Annotated in this window: 16 protein-coding genes and 1 riboswitch; of the genes, 9 read left to right on the top strand and 7 right to left on the bottom strand. The window is 67.8% G+C overall.

The genetic code is table 11. The annotated features are described in order from the left end of the window. The first annotated feature begins 10 nt into the window (after positions 1 to 10). On the top strand, positions 11 to 1,237 hold the full coding sequence (locus ACVKN3_RS00080; protein WP_354513353.1) for a TCR/Tet family MFS transporter: 1,227 nt from the start codon (positions 11 to 13) through the stop codon (positions 1,235 to 1,237). Continuing rightward, the gene (locus tag ACVKN3_RS00075; protein ID WP_354513355.1) at positions 1,224 to 2,327 is read left to right on the top strand and encodes an endo-1,4-beta-xylanase; all 1,104 of its coding nucleotides are present in this window, start codon (positions 1,224 to 1,226) and stop codon (positions 2,325 to 2,327) included. Before ACVKN3_RS00080 ends, ACVKN3_RS00075 begins: the two co-directional genes overlap by 14 nt. A gap of 16 nt (positions 2,328 to 2,343) precedes the next feature. Here ACVKN3_RS00075 and ACVKN3_RS00070 read toward each other — a convergent pair whose 3' ends face one another. From ACVKN3_RS00070 to thiC, 4 genes are read right to left on the bottom strand one after another with little or no spacing between them, the layout of a single operon-like run. Then, positions 2,344 to 3,123 carry a thiazole synthase gene (locus ACVKN3_RS00070; protein ID WP_285404608.1) on the bottom strand — a complete coding sequence of 260 codons (780 nt, stop codon included), beginning with the start codon at positions 3,121 to 3,123 and terminating at the stop codon, positions 2,344 to 2,346. Positions 3,124 to 3,125: 2 nt separating this feature from the next. Then, positions 3,126 to 3,320, bottom strand: coding sequence for a sulfur carrier protein ThiS (gene thiS / locus ACVKN3_RS00065; RefSeq protein ID WP_285404607.1), 195 nt, complete (start codon positions 3,318 to 3,320; stop codon positions 3,126 to 3,128). Further along, positions 3,317 to 4,312 carry an FAD-dependent oxidoreductase gene (locus ACVKN3_RS00060; RefSeq protein WP_354513358.1) on the bottom strand — a complete coding sequence of 332 codons (996 nt, stop codon included), beginning with the start codon at positions 4,310 to 4,312 and terminating at the stop codon, positions 3,317 to 3,319. Before ACVKN3_RS00060 ends, thiS begins: the two co-directional genes overlap by 4 nt. Further along, complete coding sequence (thiC, locus tag ACVKN3_RS00055) at positions 4,296 to 6,119, bottom strand: phosphomethylpyrimidine synthase ThiC (RefSeq protein ID WP_354513360.1); 1,824 nt, start codon at positions 6,117 to 6,119, stop codon at positions 4,296 to 4,298. The genes ACVKN3_RS00060 and thiC overlap by 17 nt, the downstream gene beginning before the upstream one ends. A 64-nt stretch (positions 6,120 to 6,183) precedes the next feature. Beyond that, a riboswitch (TPP riboswitch) is annotated at positions 6,184 to 6,290 on the bottom strand. 175 nt (positions 6,291 to 6,465) lie between these two features. Here thiC and ACVKN3_RS00050 point away from each other — a divergent pair. Beyond that, positions 6,466 to 6,771 (top strand): DUF3761 domain-containing protein, encoded by a 306-nt coding sequence (locus tag ACVKN3_RS00050; protein ID WP_354513362.1) that lies wholly within the window; start codon positions 6,466 to 6,468, stop codon positions 6,769 to 6,771. A gap of 97 nt (positions 6,772 to 6,868) precedes the next feature. Continuing rightward, a complete protein-coding gene (locus ACVKN3_RS00045; RefSeq protein WP_354513364.1) occupies positions 6,869 to 8,743 on the top strand; it encodes an alpha-amylase family glycosyl hydrolase in 1,875 nt (624 codons plus the stop codon). 8 nt (positions 8,744 to 8,751) lie between these two features. Here ACVKN3_RS00045 and ACVKN3_RS00040 read toward each other — a convergent pair whose 3' ends face one another. Continuing rightward, the gene (locus ACVKN3_RS00040; RefSeq protein WP_285404602.1) at positions 8,752 to 9,003 is read right to left on the bottom strand and encodes a hypothetical protein; all 252 of its coding nucleotides are present in this window, start codon (positions 9,001 to 9,003) and stop codon (positions 8,752 to 8,754) included. Between the two features lie 128 nt (positions 9,004 to 9,131). Between ACVKN3_RS00040 and ACVKN3_RS00035 the strand changes: the two genes are divergently transcribed. The 4 genes from ACVKN3_RS00035 to ACVKN3_RS00020 all read left to right on the top strand — a co-directional run bounded on the left by ACVKN3_RS00035 (position 9,132) and on the right by ACVKN3_RS00020 (position 14,798). Further along, positions 9,132 to 9,944 carry a DODA-type extradiol aromatic ring-opening family dioxygenase gene (locus ACVKN3_RS00035; protein WP_456990951.1) on the top strand — a complete coding sequence of 271 codons (813 nt, stop codon included), beginning with the start codon at positions 9,132 to 9,134 and terminating at the stop codon, positions 9,942 to 9,944. Between the two features lie 186 nt (positions 9,945 to 10,130). Further along, complete coding sequence (locus ACVKN3_RS00030; protein ID WP_285404600.1) at positions 10,131 to 11,288, top strand: glycerophosphodiester phosphodiesterase family protein; 1,158 nt, start codon at positions 10,131 to 10,133, stop codon at positions 11,286 to 11,288. 57 nt (positions 11,289 to 11,345) lie between these two features. After that, on the top strand, positions 11,346 to 12,815 hold the full coding sequence (locus ACVKN3_RS00025) for a hypothetical protein (RefSeq protein WP_354513366.1): 1,470 nt from the start codon (positions 11,346 to 11,348) through the stop codon (positions 12,813 to 12,815). Positions 12,816 to 12,929: 114 nt separating this feature from the next. Continuing rightward, a complete protein-coding gene (locus ACVKN3_RS00020) occupies positions 12,930 to 14,798 on the top strand; it encodes an asparagine synthetase B family protein (protein WP_354513368.1) in 1,869 nt (622 codons plus the stop codon). On the opposite strand, the gene ACVKN3_RS00015 is transcribed toward ACVKN3_RS00020, so the two are convergent. Then, positions 14,791 to 15,555: a DUF4339 domain-containing protein gene (locus tag ACVKN3_RS00015; protein WP_354513369.1), complete on the bottom strand. Its 765-nt coding sequence runs from the start codon at positions 15,553 to 15,555 to the stop codon at positions 14,791 to 14,793. The genes ACVKN3_RS00020 and ACVKN3_RS00015 overlap by 8 nt on opposite strands. A gap of 43 nt (positions 15,556 to 15,598) precedes the next feature. Continuing rightward, positions 15,599 to 16,633: a transcriptional regulator FtrA gene (gene ftrA, locus ACVKN3_RS00010; protein ID WP_354513371.1), complete on the bottom strand. Its 1,035-nt coding sequence runs from the start codon at positions 16,631 to 16,633 to the stop codon at positions 15,599 to 15,601. Between the two features lie 62 nt (positions 16,634 to 16,695). Here ftrA and ACVKN3_RS00005 point away from each other — a divergent pair, with 62 nt between their 5' ends. Then, positions 16,696 to 17,115 carry a rhodanese-like domain-containing protein gene (locus ACVKN3_RS00005; protein ID WP_354513373.1) on the top strand — a complete coding sequence of 140 codons (420 nt, stop codon included), beginning with the start codon at positions 16,696 to 16,698 and terminating at the stop codon, positions 17,113 to 17,115. Positions 17,116 to 17,440 lie beyond the last annotated feature (325 nt).

Here is a 17,440-nt window from a genome sequence, read left to right as displayed (position 1 = left end):
GGAAGACCGCATGCGCATCGAGAACAAGGCGATAGGAATGGTACTGGCGGCGGTGCTGATCGACACGATCGGCTTCGGCATCGTCATCCCGGTGTTCCCTGCCCTGCTCACGAGCCTCGGCCACACGGATATCGAGCACGCGACGCGACTCGCCGGCTACATGCTTGTCGCCTACGCGGGAGCGCAGTTCATCGCCGGTCCCATACTGGGAAACCTGTCGGACCGGTTCGGACGGCGGACGGTACTGATCGCCTCGATGCTGAGCTTCGGTATCGACTATGCGGTGATGGCGCTGGCGCCGAGCATCGCATGGCTTTTCCTGGGGCGCGTGATCGCCGGCGCCGCAGGTGCGGTGTACGGTCCGGCAGGATCGGTGGTCGCGGACGTGATGCCGGCGGAAAAACGTGGCGGCGCCTTTGCGCTCATCGGCGCGATGTTCGGCCTGGGCTTCATCATCGGTCCGGCCATCGGAGGCTTGCTTTCGGTATGGGGGCCGCGCGCGCCCTTCTATGCCGCCGCGACGCTGGCACTGGTCAACGCGCTGGTCATGCTCGTGGCGATGCCGGAAACGCTGGCCCGCGAGCATCGCCGTCCCTTCCGCCTGCGCGACGCCCATGTCATCGGAGCGTTCCGGCCGCTCTTCCATGCGGGCCATGCGGCACCCCTGCTGGTGGCCGTTTTCCTCTGGCAACTGGCGCAGATGGTTTACCCGGCCACGTGGAGCTTCTGGGCGACGGCACGCTTCGGCTGGGATGCCACGGCCATCGGCTGGAGCCTGGCATTCGTCGGCCTGACGGCCACCATCGTGCAAGGCGGGTTGACCGGGCCGGCGATCGCACGCTTCGGCGAACGCAAGGCGGTGCTGATCGGCGTGGTTGCCGGCGGCCTGTCGTTCCTGGCGTTTTCCGTGGTCACGGCCAGCTGGCAGGTCTATGTACTGTTTTGCACCAGCGCTCTGTCCGGACTGGCCATGGCCGCGATGCAGGCCATGCTGTCGGGCATGGTCGATGCGACGCGGCAAGGGCAACTCCAGGGTGGCCTGGGCGCGATGGGCAGCGTGACGGAAATCATCGGCCCGCTGCTGCTGACACAGGTGCTCGCCTGGGGTATCGACCATCGGTTCCCGGGCGTGTCGTTCCTCATCGCCGGCGTGCTCGCGCTGGCCTGTGCCGTGATCGTGATGACGCGCGTGCGCGTTACTGCCATACCCCCGGAGCCCACGCATGACACCGCTTGATCGACGCCGCTTCATCACCACCGCGCTGCGGGCCCTGGCAGTCGCGCCACTGCTGCGTGTGGGTCCCGCCGTCGCGGACGACGCTTTCCGTCCGTTGCGCACCGTGGCCGCGGAGCACGGGCTGTCGTTCGGCTTCGCGGTGGACCCTGCCCCGCTCGCGAACGACCCGGCCTACCAGGACATCGTGGCGAAACAAGCCGGCATCGTGGTCCCGGAAAACGCGTTGAAATGGGCCCAGGTCCATCCGGCGCAGGACCGCTACGACTTTGCACCGGCCGACCGCATCGCCGCGTTCGCCGCCGCCCACCATCAAGGCATGCGCGGTCACACGTTGTGCTGGCATCGCGCCTTGCCCGACTGGGTCGAGCGCAGCGTCACGCCCGCCAACGCGGAAAGCGTGTTGACGCAACACATCGCCGCGGTGGTCGGTCGCTACCGGGGCAGGATCGTGTCGTGGGACGTCGTCAACGAGGCGATCCAGGTGGACGACAGCCAGCCCGGCGGTTTGCGCAACGCGTTCTGGTACCGGATGCTCGGCCCCGGCTACCTCGACGTGGCCTTCAGGGCCGCGCATCGCGCCGATCCGGACGCCGTACTCTGCTACAACGATTACGGCCTGGAAAGCGACTCCCCGTCGGGCATGCGCAAGCGCGCCGCCGTGCTCACCCTGCTGCGGGAAATGAAGCGACGCGGCGTGCCGGTGCATGCGCTGGGTATCCAGTCCCACCTGCGTGCCGCGGACGCCCAAAGCTTCGGCCCCGGCCTCGCCGCGTTCCTGCGGCAGGTGCGCGACCTCGGTCTTCGCGTCTACGTCACCGAACTGGACGTGGACGACAGCCACCTGACCGGCACCGTCACCGAACGCGATGCCATCGTCGCCGGTACCTACAAGCGCTACCTGGACCTGGTGCTCGGCACGGGCACCGTGTCAGCCGTGCTGACCTGGGGCGTGTGGGACACCGCACACCGTACCGGTGCCACGCCCGCCGCAGGTCCGGCCGCGCAACGGCCGCTGGTGTTCGGGCCGCAAGGACAGATCAAGCCGGCAAGCTGGGTCGTGGCGCATTGCCTGGCACGACGGACCGCTTAGCCGGAAAGGTAAACCCTTACCCCCACTGCGCCATCCCCAGCACGGGCGTGGACGGTGTGGCCATGTCGCGTGCTTCCATGGGCCCGGCCCGCCACGCGGCGCGGCCCGCGGTGATCGCATGGGCGAAGGCCCCGGCCATGCCGACGGGATCGCCGGCTTTGGCCACGGCCGTATTGAGCAGCACCGCGTCGTAACCCATCTCCATGGCGGCGGCCGCCTGCGACGGCAGCCCGATGCCGGCATCGACGATCAGGGGTACGCCGGGATAGTGGCTGCGCAGGGTGCGCAGGGCGTAGGGATGGCTGAGCCCGCGCCCGCTGCCGATCGGCGCCGCCCACGGCATCAGCACGCGGCATCCGGCATCGAGAAGACGCTCGGCCACGCCCAGGTCGTCGGTGGTGTACGGAAACACCTCGAAGCCTTCGGCCGCGAGGATGCGTGCCGCTTCCACCAGGCCGAAGACGTCGGGGCGCAGCGTATCGCTGTCGCCGATCACCTCCAGCTTGATCCACGGCGTGTCGAACAGCTCGCGTGCCATGCGCGCCGTGGTAACCGCCTCCTTCACCGAATGGCAGCCTGCCGTATTCGGCAGTACCCGGCAGCCGAGTTCGCGCACAAGCTGCCAGAACTGCTGACCGCTCTGCGCGCTGGCCGATTCGCGGCGAAGCGACACCGTGACGACCTCGCTGCCGGCGGCACGCACCGCCTCGGCCAGGCACGCGGGCGACGGGTATTGCGCCGTGCCCAGCAGCAGCCGCGAGTGCAGTTCGTGCCCGTAGAGCACAAGGGTATCCATGCTCAGCCTCCCTGCATCGGCGCAAGGACCTCGACGTGGTCCCCCGCGCGTAACAGCGTTGAGCCGCGCTGCGCCGCCGGCACGAACGTGCCGTTCAACGCCGTGGCGACGACCGCCTCGCGCAGGCCCATCCGCGCGAGCAGCGCAAGCAGGTCGGCGGCATCGTCCTGTGTTTCTCCATTGACCGTGATGCTCATGCCGCCTCCGCATAGTGATCGGCCAGGCCGTCCGCCATGTGTTCCGCATACCACGGCGACAGCAGGAAACCGTGCCGGTACAGGCCGTTGAAACGCAGCACCTGGCCGTCGCGCACCACCGCCGGCAGGTTGTCGGGAAACGCTGGCCGAAGGCCGACGCCGAGCTCGACGATCTCGGCGTCGGCCAGGGCCGGGTGCAAAAGGTAAGCGGCGTTGAGCAGTTCCATGGCCGAACGCGCGCTCACCGGGCCTGCGTGCTCGCTCTCGATCGAGGTGGCGCCGAGCATCAACAGCCCGTCCGCGCGGGGAATGACATAGACCGGCGTACGGGGATGCAACAAGCGAACGGGTCGATGCAGGCGGATATCCCTGCTGCGCAGCAGGATCATCTCGCCGCGGACGGCACGCAGGCTGGGCAGCGCGTCGCGCGCACCCAGCCCACGGCAGTCGATCACCGGCCGGTCGGCGAAGTCGTCGCAACGCACGTCAGCGTCCATTTCGAGGCGGCCACCGAGGCGGCGCAGGGCAAGAGCCAGTGCCTCCAAGGCGTGCCGCGGATCGAGATGGGCTTCATCGGCAAACCACAGGGCCTGTCCGAAGCGGCCGGCCAGGTCGGGTTCGAGCGCAGCAAGGGCGTCGGCATCCAGCGCCTCGTGGCGTTCGGTGCGCGCGGCGAAGCGCGCCAGGTCCGCACGATCGCGCGGCGCCACCACCACCAGCGAACCGCCGCGCGTCACGCCCGGCACATGCCGTGGCCACCAGTCCAGCGCCGCCATGCCACGCTCGCTCACGCGCGGCTCGCTGCCATCACGCTCGCAATACGGCGCCAGCATGCCACCTGCCATCCACGAGCAGGCGTGCGCACCCAACGTCGCCGATCGCTCGTACAGCACCACCCTCGCGCCACGTTCGGCCAGCGCCAGAGAGGCCGTCAGTCCGGCCACGCCCGCACCGATCACCGCGACCTCCCTGCCCTCAAGCGGCCGGGACATACAAGGCGCCCCCGCCGGCCAGGAATTCCTCCGACTTCTGTGCCATGCCCTCCATGGCTTCCGCTTCGCGACGCAGGTCCTGCGAGATCTTCATCGAGCAGAACTTCGGGCCACACATGGAGCAAAAATGCGCCACCTTGTGCGCGTCCTTGGGCAGCGTGGCATCGTGGTGAGCGCGCGCGGTGTCCGGGTCCAGCGCCAGGTTGAACTGGTCCTCCCAGCGGAAATCGAAGCGCGCGCGCGACAGCGCATCGTCGCGCAGCTTCGCGGCCGGATGGCCCTTGGCCAGGTCCGCGGCATGCGCGGCGATGCGGTAGGTGATGACACCCACCTTGACGTCGTCGCGATCGGGCAGCCCGAGGTGTTCCTTCGGCGTGACATAGCAGAGCATGGCGGTGCCGAACCAGCCGATCATCGCCGCGCCGATGCCGGAGGTGATGTGGTCGTAACCGGGTGCCACGTCCGTGGTCAACGGCCCCAGCGTGTAGAACGGTGCCTCGCCGCACAGCGCCAGCTGCTTGTCCATGTTCACCTTGATCTTGTGCATCGGTACATGGCCCGGCCCTTCGATCATCACCTGGCAGCCGTGGTCCCACGCGATGCGGGTCAGCTCGCCCAGCGTTTCCAGCTCGGCGAACTGCGCCGCGTCGTTAGCATCGGCGATGGACCCCGGACGCAGGCCGTCGCCCAGCGACAGCGACACGTCGTACTGCCGGCAGATGGCGCAGATCTCCTCGAATTTCTCGTAGAGGAAGCTCTCGCGATGGCCGGCCAGGCACCAGCGCGCCATGATCGAGCCACCGCGACTGACGATACCGGTGACACGCCGTGCCGCCAGCGGCACATGGGCCAGGCGCACACCCGCGTGGATGGTGAAGTAATCCACGCCCTGCTCCGCCTGCTCGATCAGCGTGTCGCGGAACACCTCCCAGGTGAGCTTCAGCGGATCGCCGCCGACCTTCTCCAGGGCCTGGTAGATCGGCACGGTACCGATGGGCACCGGCGCGTTGCGCATGATCCACGAACGGATGTTGTGGATGTTGCGGCCCGTGGAAAGATCCATGACGGTGTCGGCGCCCCAGCGGGTGGACCACACCAGCTTCTCGACTTCCTCGGCCACGCCGGAGCTGACCGCGGAATTGCCGATGTTGGCGTTGACCTTCACCAGGAAGTTGCGCCCGATGACCATCGGCTCGAGTTCCGGATGGTTGACGTTGGCGGGCAGGATCGCCCGCCCCCGCGCGATCTCGTCACGGACGAACTCGGGGGTGACGACGTCGGGAATCTCGGCACCGAAGCTCTCGCCGTCCGCGCGCCGTTCCGCGGCATCGCTCAAGGCCTGTTCCCGGCCGAGGTTTTCGCGGAAAGCCGCGTACACCATCTCTTCGGTGACGATGCCGGCTTTGGCGAATTCGTATTGCGTCACCAGGCGCCCGGGCAGGCCACGACGCAACGCAACCGGGGCGGGACAGGCTGGCACCACGGCGTCGGCGCTGAGGTTGCCGTTGTCTTCGGGCCGCACGTCGCGACCGTCGATGCGGACCAGGTCACGGGCCGCCAGCCAGGCTTCACGCACGGGCGGCAAGCCACGAGCGAGATCGATGCCCGCTTCGGCATCGGTGTAGGGGCCCGAGGCGTCGTACAGGTTGAGCGGCGCTTCGCGGGGGTCGCTCAGCGTGACCTGGCGAAAGGGAACGCGCAGGTGGGGATGACCGGGCGGGGAAAGATAGACCTTGCGCGAGCCCCGTATCGGGCCGGTGGTCACGGTCGCGGGCGCATCCGCGTTGACAGGCGTGTTCGAAAGCATGGATCTCTTCTCCTGGAGGATGGGAGACCCGGGGCGACGATAAACAGGGGTGCACGCCCCATGGCGTGCCTGGCATTCCCGTCCCTTCGCCGGCATGACCCGGATCAGGTTCGAAGGGTCCGGCCGCTGCCATCTCAGCCCTGCCATCGCAGGACACCCCTCGGAACGGGTCAGAGCCTACCCAGTTTCGATGGAAGGGAACAAGTGCTTGCCGCGGCGGCGTAAGCACCGCCGACCTGCAGGTAAATACGGCACGTCGTCACAAGAACCAGCCCTCCGCGGCGCGCGCGGCATGGTGCTTGCTCGTCGTTCCGGGCGGAATCACCGCCCGACCAAGGAAATGCCAATGCTTGCCCGTCTACTGCTGTCCCTTGCCGCCGCCGCGCTTTTCGCCACGTCCGCGCTGGCCCAGCAGGCCGTTCCCCAACAGGCGCGACCTTCCTCCTATCACCGCGCCGCACCGGGTGCCGCGTTGGTCGAGGACGGCTATTACACGAACCGGGACGGCATCCAGGTGCACCGCCCCACCCACACCACGAACGACCAGCCGCCCGCTGGTGCATCCGCACAATGCGGCGACGGCTCCTTCAGCTTCAGTCTGAACCGCCGCGGCACCTGCTCCCATCATGGCGGTGTGACGCGCTGGCTCTGATCGCGGCCTTGCAATCGGTTGCACCTAGCGGCACGATCGAGGGCTACGGCACGGGCCTCGCCTGAATCGACAGGCGCCCGGGGCCGACGGAGTAGCGATGAGCATGTTGTGCGACGCCGCGGAAGCCGGTGCGGATGCGTTTCACGAAGCGTTGGGCGGGACGCCCCGGCAAGGTCGGCAGGCAAGCGCGGAGGTGATTCGCCGTCTTTATCGGCTGCTGGAGGCACTCTACGGCCGTAGCGAAGGGTTCGCGGACCACTTCGCCGATTTTTGCGATCGCCTCGGCCACCTCGCCAACGCGCGCCCCGCGGCCCTGCGTGCCCGTGACGAACGACGCGCCGTGCGGCCCGACGGGTTCCTGGAGGAACGCCCCGTGGCCTATATGGCCTACGTGGACCGCTTCGCCGGGGATCTGAACGGCGTGCGCTCACGCATACCGCACCTGCAGAAGCTGGGCGTGACCTACCTGCACCTGCTTCCGTTCCTGCGCGGGCGCAATGGCGAGAACGATGGCGGCTTTGCCGTGCGCGCGTTCGACGAGATCGAACCGCGGCTGGGCACGATGGCCGACCTGGAAGCGCTGTGCACCGACCTGCATGCGGCGGACATCATGCTGTGCTCGGACCTTGTGTTGAACCATGTCGCGGACGACCATGCATGGGCACGCGCCGCCGCTGCGGGCGACGCGCAGTACCGGGACTATTTCCACATCCTGCCCGACCGGCAGGCATGCGACGCCTACGAGGTCGGGCTGGACCAGGTGTTCCCCGAAGCCGCGCCGGGCAACTTCACCCACGTGCCGGCCATGGGCGGTTGGGTCTGGACCACGTTCTATCCTTACCAGTGGGACCTCAACTACGCCCACTTCCCCGTGTTCGCCTCCATGGCGGAAACGATGCTGGGCCTGGCCAATCGCGGCATCGACGTGTTTCGCCTGGACTCCGCGCCGTTCCTGTGGAAACGCGCCGGCACCGCGTGCACCAACCAGCCGGAAGTGCACGTCATCCTGCAGGCGTTGCGCGCGGTGATCGAACTGGTGGCACCGGGCGTGCTGCTGAAGGCCGAGGCGGTGATGCCGCCGGCCGACGTGTCGCGCTACCTGGGCGACGCGCAGCATCCCGAATGTCATCTGGCCTACCACAGCGGCCTCATGGCCGCCTCGTGGACGGCGCTGGTGGAACAGCGCGCGGACATGGTGGAAACGGTCATGAAGGCCACCCCGCCACCGCCGCCCGGCACCGGCTGGATGACCTATGTGCGTTGCCACGACGACATCGTGTGGAGCGTGCTGAAGCAGGACGTGGCAGCCGGTGGCCGGCGCTTTCGCGAACGCATCGGTTTCGTCGCGGATTTCCTCGAAGGTTGCGTGCCGGGCAGCTATGCACGCGGCGTCGCGTTCCAGCGCGGACGTGAGCGCACCCTGCACGGCACCAACGGCATGACCGCCGCGCTCGTGGGCCTGCCCGGCAACGATCCCGCGGCGCAGCGCCTGGCCCTCGCCCGGTTCCAGCTGCTTTACGGGCTGGCCTGCTGGGCAGGCGCCGTCCCGATGATCTTCATGGGCGACGAACTGGCCCAGGGCAACAACGAGGATGCGCGCGATGTCGCCTCCATCATGGCGGACAGCCGATGGACCGGGCGTCCCCGTTTCGACGAAACCCGTCTGCGTGACATGGAGATCGGTGATGGCCTGCCGGCATCCAGCTTCGCCGCGATGCGCGCCCTCCTCGATGCACGCGCCGACACACGACTGGACCCACTGGCACCGGTCACGGTGATCGACAGCGGTCACCCCGCCGTTCTCGCCTTGCAGCGTGGCCCGGATGCCTGGGCGGTGTTCAACTTCAGCGCATCGCGTATCCCGCTGGACGATCTGCCGGTTCGGCTGAAGGCGCGCGACGAAGTGCTGCACGGCCAGCGAGGGGCGGGATTGATGCCTTACGGCATGCTATGGGTCGTAAGGGGTAGCTAGAGCCGGCGTCAGGGCATCGCGCCGGCCAGCGCATCCGTGGTCTGCCAGATGCCCGAATCGTCCTCCACCCGCATGCGCACCGGCACGTTGCGGCTGCGGTGCAGGGTCAGGGCGAGCGCCAGTGCGAATTGAACCGACTCGGCACGGCTGGCGAAGCCGCCTATGCGCTCGCGTTCCTGCAGCACTGCGTACGCTTCCGCTCCCGTGCCGCCCTGGGGCAGGTACAGGGTAATGGTGTTCCCTAAATCGCGCGCTTCCATCCTGGTCTACCTCGTCTTGGCTGTGCTGCCGACCGGAGTGGGCCACAACCCGCGTCAAGGGAAATGCTACGTGGGGTGCAGCGCGGGGATTACGATAGCCCGATCAGCCTCGACGCGAGACGGCCGGCATGCGACTTCCCACCTACTTCCTCTCCCACGGCGGCGGCCCCTGGCCCTGGCTCAAGGACGACCAACGCGGTGCCTACGACGCCCTGGAAGCCTCGCTGCTCGCCGTTCGCGGCGAACTGGGCGACGCGCCCCGCGCCATCCTGATGGTCTCCGGCCACTGGGAAGCCAGCCGGTTCCTGGTGTCTTCGGGCACCCAGCCGCCGATGATCTTCGACTACCACGGCTTTCCCGAGCATACCTACCGCATCCGCTACGACGCGCCGGGCGATCCGGTACTGGCCGAACGCGTGTATCGACTGCTGGCGGATGGCGGTGTGCCCTCGGGTCTCGATCCCCACCGTGGCTTCGACCACGGCACGTTTTCCCTGATGCACACGCTGTATCCGGAAGCGGCGCTGCCCGTGGTTCAATTGTCGCTACGGGCGGACTTCGACCCGGCGATGCATCTGCGCGTGGGCGAGCTGCTTGCCCCGCTGCGTGACGAGGGCGTGCTGATCGTCGGCAGTGGCCTCAGCTTCCATGACTTGCGCAACTTCATGAACGGCAGGGGCGGTACCGCGTCGGCCCTGTTCGACCGATGGTTGAACGATGTTCTGGTGGATGCGCCGCCCGCCATGCGACATGCACAACTGCTGCGCTGGGCGGATGCACCGGCGGCACGCGCGGCCCACCCACGCGAAGACCACCTGCTGCCGCTCATGGTCGCCCTCGGCGCCGCCGGCGACGATTCCGGCACACGCATCTATCACGAGCGCGACTTCATGGGTGCGATCACCGTGTCCAGTTTCCGCTTCGGCGAGCCGCCCCGGTAACTCTGCGGTCGCTTGGATGTCATATCGCTCTGGCTTACTATGCAAACGATTGCATAAGGGCTTTTGGCGCGATCCGGCATCCACGACCGACATCCGCCGCCACGCATCCTGCGGTGCTTCCGCATGGATACACCCGTGCCGGCGCATGCCCCACGGTCTTCGTTCTGCCTTTTAGGACACACACACATGAGTCGTTTCAGCAGATCGCTACGCCGCTCCACCCTTCCCCTCTGCGTCGCCCTCTCGGTCGCCGCACTGGTCGCCCCCATCACGGCCATGGCCGCCAACAACTGGAACCCCAGCCGCATCCTCGCAGCGTTCGAGAATCCCTACGTCGGCAACACCAAGGATGTCGGGGTCATTTCCCACCGCGGCATCGTCGACAACGGCTGCCCCGAAAACTCGTCGTGCTCCATCCTGAACACGTACAACCACAACGTCGAAGCCATCGAACTGGACGTGAAGGAAGACGCCGACGGTGCGCTCTGGTTGTTCCACGACCAGAATGCCGGCCGCATGCTCTTCCACCTGCCCAACTTCGACATCTTCCAGCCCGCGCAGAACCCGAAGGGCTGGGACCCGGACATCCGCACCCTGTCATCGCAGGAGCTGCTCGGCTCCTTCCTCCGTGACCGCAACTTCTCCAAGACCGGGTACCACCCGGTCACGGTGGCGCGCGCGTTGGCGACGGTGAAGACCGAGGCCAACCACATGCTGGTCGTGCTCGACATCAAGACCGTGACCGCGGTGAATCAGGCGGCCAACCTCGCCAAGCAGCTGGGCATGCAGAACCAGGTCGTGCTGAAGTTCAGCTCGTCGCTGTTCGCCAGCAATCCCAACGCCATGCTCGGCGCGACCAAGGGCGTCGCCTTCGCCCCCACGGTCTACGCGGGTGACGAAGACAACATCGCGACGCATTACAACGGGCTGTGCGGTGCGATCTCACCGGAATCGGCGCAGTGCCGCGTGAACGCATGGGTCAACGAGGCCAAGGGCATCGGTGCCTCCTGGGTCGAGATCGGCAACAAGCAGCCCGTCTCGGGTGACCCGACCTTCGGGCTACTGCGTGCCGAGGCTGGCCTGAAGCGGCCCGTGGGTGCGTTCTCGCCCGTCATCGAGTACCGCGTCAACATGCACGACGGGTACCACTTCGTCCGTAGCAACGGTACCTGCTGCGCGGCGCTGAACGACTACCTGAGCCGCACCCGCTACTTCGGCAACGAAACGCGGGACGACCGTCCCAACTTCACGGCGCAGGTGTTCGCCGGCGCCACCAACGTCATCACGGACGATCCGCTGAGCGTCATCCCGGCGGTTCACCGCGATACGTCGCGTTACCAGTAAGCGTTACCGGTGGCCGGGAACACGTGCTCCCGGCCACCCCCCACCGGATGCCCCCTCATGCGCTATTCGTTCATGGCCGCCGGACTGCTGTCCGCGCTGATCATCACCGGTCTTATCGTCTTCCATCACCCGTCGGCTGCCGTTGCCGCCGAAGCCGGCCCCGCGTCGAAGCAAAGCCCGCAAGCGACACAGACCCCGCCCGCCTGGGATGCCTCGCCAGCCCGGCCCGTGGCAGGCATCGCGGCCGATCGCCTGGGCGCCTGGACCGACGATCTCGCCGCGCGGGCCCGCCAGTTGCCCCCCGGCCTCGAAGCCGATGTGCTGCTTCGCCTCGCCGCCGCCTTGCCCGGTGGCGACACCGTGCGTATCGACCGCCTGCTCGACCGCGCGGGAATCGCCGCGGCCCATGCGCAGCGCCGCCTGCCCGGGCTGGCCACGCTGGCTTATGTGAACGACGAAACCGCGGACCCACTGCACCGCCCGTTCACGGCCGGCCTGGACACCACCCACCTGATGCTGCGCAACGCGCACCAGCGTGGACTGCAGGGCGCCGCACTCGCCGATGCGTGGCGCGCCCTGCCCCTTCCCGACGCCACCACCTGCACGGCCTACTACGCCGACGACCCACAACCCGCCTTCGAGGCAATCACGGCGGGCGCATCCCCGGGCGACCCGCTGCAGCAGGCATGGGATGCACGCCTCGCCGCCGCGCGGCGCGAAACGGAAGCCGCGGCCGCCCTGCACGTGCTGACCAAGGTGCCCGAAGCCGCCGTGCCGCGCATGGTGCCCGCCCTCGTCGCGCTGATGGATCGTGCCCGCAGCGACGATGCCTCGTTCTCCCTGACGTCGCTCAGCATGGCCGGTGACCTTCCCCTGGTCGTCGCCCGGCTCGACGCCACACCCGAGCTGCAGAAGCGGCTCAACGACGCGTACATCCGCTATGTCACCGATCACCTCGCATCGTCGCGTTGCGAATCCAGCACGAAGGGCGAGCACTGGCTGCTCGAGCAACGTTTCATGGCCGGCGTGGAAGGCACGCCGGATGCCGACACCGCGATTCCCGCACCGGATGCACACGATCGTGACGCCAGCGAACTGCGCAAGGCCGGATTTGTCGTGCGCCAGGCGCTCGTTTCCACGGACGGCACGCCGCCCATAAGCACCGCGGCGACGACGTCGGCCATCGTGGCGCTGCTGGATCGCAGCGAGGCGGCGCTAGCCCAGGCCGACGAACACGATGCCGAAGCGCGCATGCCGCGGACCGTGCTGCACGAACTGGCGCCGGCGTTGGAATCGATGCCTGCCGGTGCGTTACGCGACCGCGCCTTCGGGCTCGTACGAAAGGCCATCGTCAGCCCCGCCATCGAACAGGACGACGACCTGTGGTGGGGGGAGACCCTGGGCCTCCTGCGCGGCATGGGCGCGTGGCCCGACGGTGCCCAACGCCTCGCCAGTCTGGCACGCGATCCCGACCTGCGGCTGTCCGTCTACGCGCAACTGGGGGCGGCGGGGCTGCTCGCGCAGTGATCGCAAGAACCATGCCGACATCCGCAATTTCGTAAGGAGCGCGAAAGCGACGACGCCATATCGTGATCCCGCTCACGGAGAAGGCGTTACTTCTCCTCAACGGGAAGGTGTTACATGTCTGGCTTGCTGGGATGCTGGAAGTCGCTCGGGTCGTCCGCACAAGACGCCGACGGCATCCTTGCAAGGACGCATGCCGATGCGTCGACGACACGCGAACCCCAGGTCCTGTCCCGTTGCGGATCGCTGTCGCTGTCGTCGTTCTCGTCGTCTCGCCGGGCCGACGGGGGAACGCTGCGCTCCCCCAGTGGACGGTACCTGTTTACCCTTTCCGGCGATATCTACGGCCGGCGCGGGCACCCGGCCGACGGTGGCGTAGTGCCCTATCGCTGCCGCCTGAAGACCTTCGCCGAGGCACTGGATCGCCTTGGCATCGTCGATGCCGTGCGGGGCATGGACGCCGGCGGTGTCGGCTGCCTGTGGGATGAAGACGAACGCTGCCTGTGGCTGTTCCGCGATCGCGCCGGCGAGCGAAGCCTCTACTACAGGCCCGGCCTGGGGCATTTCACCGTGTCGTCCTGCCTGCGCTCCATCGCCGAATGCCCGGGCGACATGGCGACGATTTCACCGGATGCGGTATGCGCTTATCTGCGTTTCGGCTACGTTCCCGCGCCGTTGTCCATCTACCGTGACGTCTACAAACTCGAGCCGGGGACGCTGAAACGGTTCGAGCCGACCGGTGCGCCGGGGCATGCGTACCTGGCGCAGGTCGACGAGATCCCCTACTGGGATACGCGAGAGCACATCGCCCGCTCCGAGCAGGAAGGCCGGCAGCTCACCTTCGACGAAAGCGTCGGTGCCACGCACCGCGCCATCGACCAGTCCGTCGCGCGGCGGTCGTTCGGGGCAGGCACGTTCCTGTCCGGCGGCGTGGATTCCAGCATCGTCACCGCTGTCCTGCAATCGCACAGCGCCACGCCGGTGGACACCTTCACGGTGGGCTTCGACGATCCCGGCCACGACGAGAGCGCCTGGGCGGCCAAGGTGGTGGCCGCCCTGGGCGTGCGCAACACACATGCCACGCTGGCGGGGCACCAGGTACTGGACCTGCTGGGCAAGGTGCCCGCGGCGTTCTGCGAACCCTTTGCCGACTCCTCGCAGATTCCCTCCCTACTGGCCTGCCAGCTCGCGTCGTCCGACGTCGGCGCGGTCCTGACCGGCGACGGTGGCGACGAGCTGTTCTTCGGCCATTCGTCCTACAGCCGCGCCATGCGCAACGCGCGGATGGCGCAACGCATACCGGGTCCGCTACGGCGTGCCGCCGGGCGGTATACCTCGGCGCGCGGCGAACGCTCGCGGCTGGGTGGCGTGCCGGCGGTGATCGCGGAAGCGTCGCTGTCCACGCTGGAGCAGTGCTACATGCAGCGTGTGTCGAAATGGCGCCATCCCGAGCAGGTCGTGCGCAACAGCACGGAGCCCGGCACCGTGTTCACCGATCCCGTCCGGCAGTTCGCCGGCGGCAGCGACATGCAGCGGGTGATGTACCTCGACCTGAAGATGGACCTCGCCGAAGGGCTGATGACCAAGGTGGACCGCTGCGCGGCCGCCTACGGCATCGTCGCGCGCCACCCCTTCCTGGATGCGGACGTGATGCAGGCGGCATGGCGCATCCCGGCCCGGCACCTCTTCGCCGGCGGCGAACACAAGGCCGTGCTCAAGGCGGTGCTGGAAAACTACCTGCCGCGCGAACTGGTCTACCGCCCGAAGGTGGGCTTCGGCGCCCCGGTGTCGCGATGGCTGCGTGGCCCGCTGCGCGACTGGGCGGAACATCATCTCGATCCGGTGACGCTGGAAAGCCAGGGCATCTTCGATGCGGGAAAGGTCACCGCGCTGTGGCGCGACTTCCAGTCCGGCTGCAACAAATGGCACACCCACCTGTGGCCCATCCTGATGTTTCAGGCCTGGATGACGACCCGGCTCAGCTGAACAGGCGCACCGCCACGATGATCCCCAGGACCAGCAGGACCATGAGCACGCCGTAGATCGCCCAGAAGATGCCCTTGGGCGCGTCCTCGATCACGCCGGTCTGCTGCCAGCGGGCGATGCGCGACATCTGCCCCTGCAGGTACCAGGTGGTGAAGAAGAACAGGGTGACCCCGCCGATCTCCATGGGCAGGCCGCGCTCGGCGCCGAAGCGCTTCAGCGAGGCGGACATGGAGTAATAGCCCATGTAGATGAAGACGATGTCGACCACCTGCAGAAGGAACGCGATCGGCGAGCGGTCGCCGATGAAACCGGCGGCGAACCCGCATACGAGCGCGACGATGAAGTAGACGGTGACCTTGCTGCGCGGATCGATCTTCTTCACCCACACCGACTGCACGAACATCCACACCAGCGCGAAGATGCCCAGCGTGACGACGGTAAGCACCGCGACCCAGCCCCAGTGGAGGCTCGGTGCGATGGGGTCGGCGTTGCGGGGCGAGGCTGCCGCCACGGTAGTGGCGCGGGGCGTCAGGCCCGGCGGCGGCATCTCCAGCGAGGGCGGTTCGGCATAGGCGGCGTCAGGTGCGGGATGCTCGCTCAGGAAGGTGTCCAGCGGCAGCCACTCGCTCATGCCCTCGCGCCAGCACAGCGCGGCACTGTCGAGCGTGCCCTGCCGGTGCCAGCGCCGGACGGTGTCCATCGCGTACGGCCCGAAACGCTGGCCATTCAGGCCAAGCCAGATCTGTGCGTCTTCCAATGCGTTCCCCCTAGTCCGTGTGATGCGTCACACCGCGCCGACACTATACAGAGGCGTCCAGTGAAAAACGCCGCCTGTAGACCAGCGGACTGACCCCCATCCGGCGCCGGAAGTGATGGCGCAGCGTGATCGCGCTGCCGAAGCCGCTCCGGGCCGCAACGACCTCCACCGGCAACGTACTGCCTTCGAGCAGCACCCTGGCCCGCTCCACGCGGGCACGCACCAGCCAGTCGGCGGGCGAGACGCCGGTGAACTCGCGGAAGCGGCGCAGGAAGCTCCGTTCGCTCATGGCGACCGAGGCGGCCATGTCGCTCACCGTCGTAGGCCGGTCCAGTTGCGTCATCAGCCGGTCCAGCAGCGAGGGCAAGCGGTGGTCCGCCTCGCGCCGGACCACGGGCTGCGGAATGAACTGCGCCTGCCCGCCGTCCCGGTGGGGCGAGATGACGAGTCGCCGGGCCACCTCGTTGGCCCGGTCGGGACCGAAATCGCTGCGTACCACATGCAGCAGGAGGTCCAGCCCTGCCGCACTGCCGGCCGAGGTCAGGATCCTGCCCTCGTCGACGTAGAGTACGTCAGGCTTCACGTCGATCCGCGGATAGCGCCCGGCAAGCCGTTCCGCGTAGCGCCAGTGCGTCGTCGCCGACGTGTCGTCCAGCAGACCGGTGGCCGCGAGCACGAAGACCCCGGAACAGATCGAGACGAGCCTCGCGCCACGGGCGTGCGCACGCCTCAGCGCCCTGACCAGCGCAGGCGGTACCTCGACATCGATCCCCTGCCAGCCCGGCACCACGATGGTGTGGGCCCGTCGAAGCAATGCGAGGCCACCCTCGGCGGTGACCGTCAGCCCACCCAGCGCGCGCAGCGGACCGGGCGAGACCGCGCACGTGGCGAAGCGATACCAGTCGGGGCCACATTCGGGACGTGGCAACCCGAACACCTCGGCGACACAGCCGAACTCGAACGTGCACAGCCCGTCGTAGACCAGGGCCACGACGAGCGGGCCGGCAGGGGAGCTGGGAACGAGCGTCGTGGTCGAGGGGCTTGCCTGCTTTGGCGTGATCTGATCGATGGCTGGCATATCCGCCAATTGTGGCAACCCCGCCACGCGTAAACAATACGGCCACACCCAAGGAGCAGGCCATGTCCAACGCCGTCACCGCCCTACCCGCCGCCGCTTCCGCCGAGGCGCTTCGCCACTTTTCCGTCGAACTGACCTTCCAGACCGACTGCTGGGATGTCCACGAGGCGATCGCATCGGGCCAGCCGGGCTTCGTACTCGTCGACGCGCGCAGCCCCACGTTGTACGCCAGGAGCCACCTGCCCGGTGCCGTCAACATGCCCCACGGAAAAATCATCGCATCTCGCCTCGGCGCGTTTCCCGCGGACACGCTGTTCGTCACCTATTGCGCCGGACCGCACTGCAACGGGGCGACACGCGCCGCCATCCGCTTTGCCGGACTCGGCCGGCCGGTGAAGCTGCTCGCGGGCGGCGTGACGGGCTGGCTGGACGAAGGGTTCGCCCTGGTCACCGCCGAAATGGACCGGGCTCAATCGATCTAATCGGCTCATGACCGATTCATCTGCGGGGGTTTAAATTTACTCCCAAGGTTGCCGAGAGGCACCGGTCCCACGCATATCTGGCAGTTCCCCTGCTGCCTTTGCATCGATGGATGTCCCTGAGCCCGCGGTCCCCTCCGCGGGCTTTTTAATGGGCGCTCGCCATGACCGGGCCTGCTCGCCTTAAGTCGAAGCCGAAGCCGAAGCAATCGTGGCTCGGATGGCACGGCGACGAGGCGCTGGGTGGTCACACTCTGCGCTCGAGCAGCGGCCGCAAGCGGCCGAACTCGCTCAGAGCGTAACCACCCAGCACCTCTGCGACGACAGA

The organism is Luteibacter sp. PvP120 (assembly GCF_054055715.1).
This window is presented reverse-complemented; position numbering and strand designations above follow the sequence as displayed.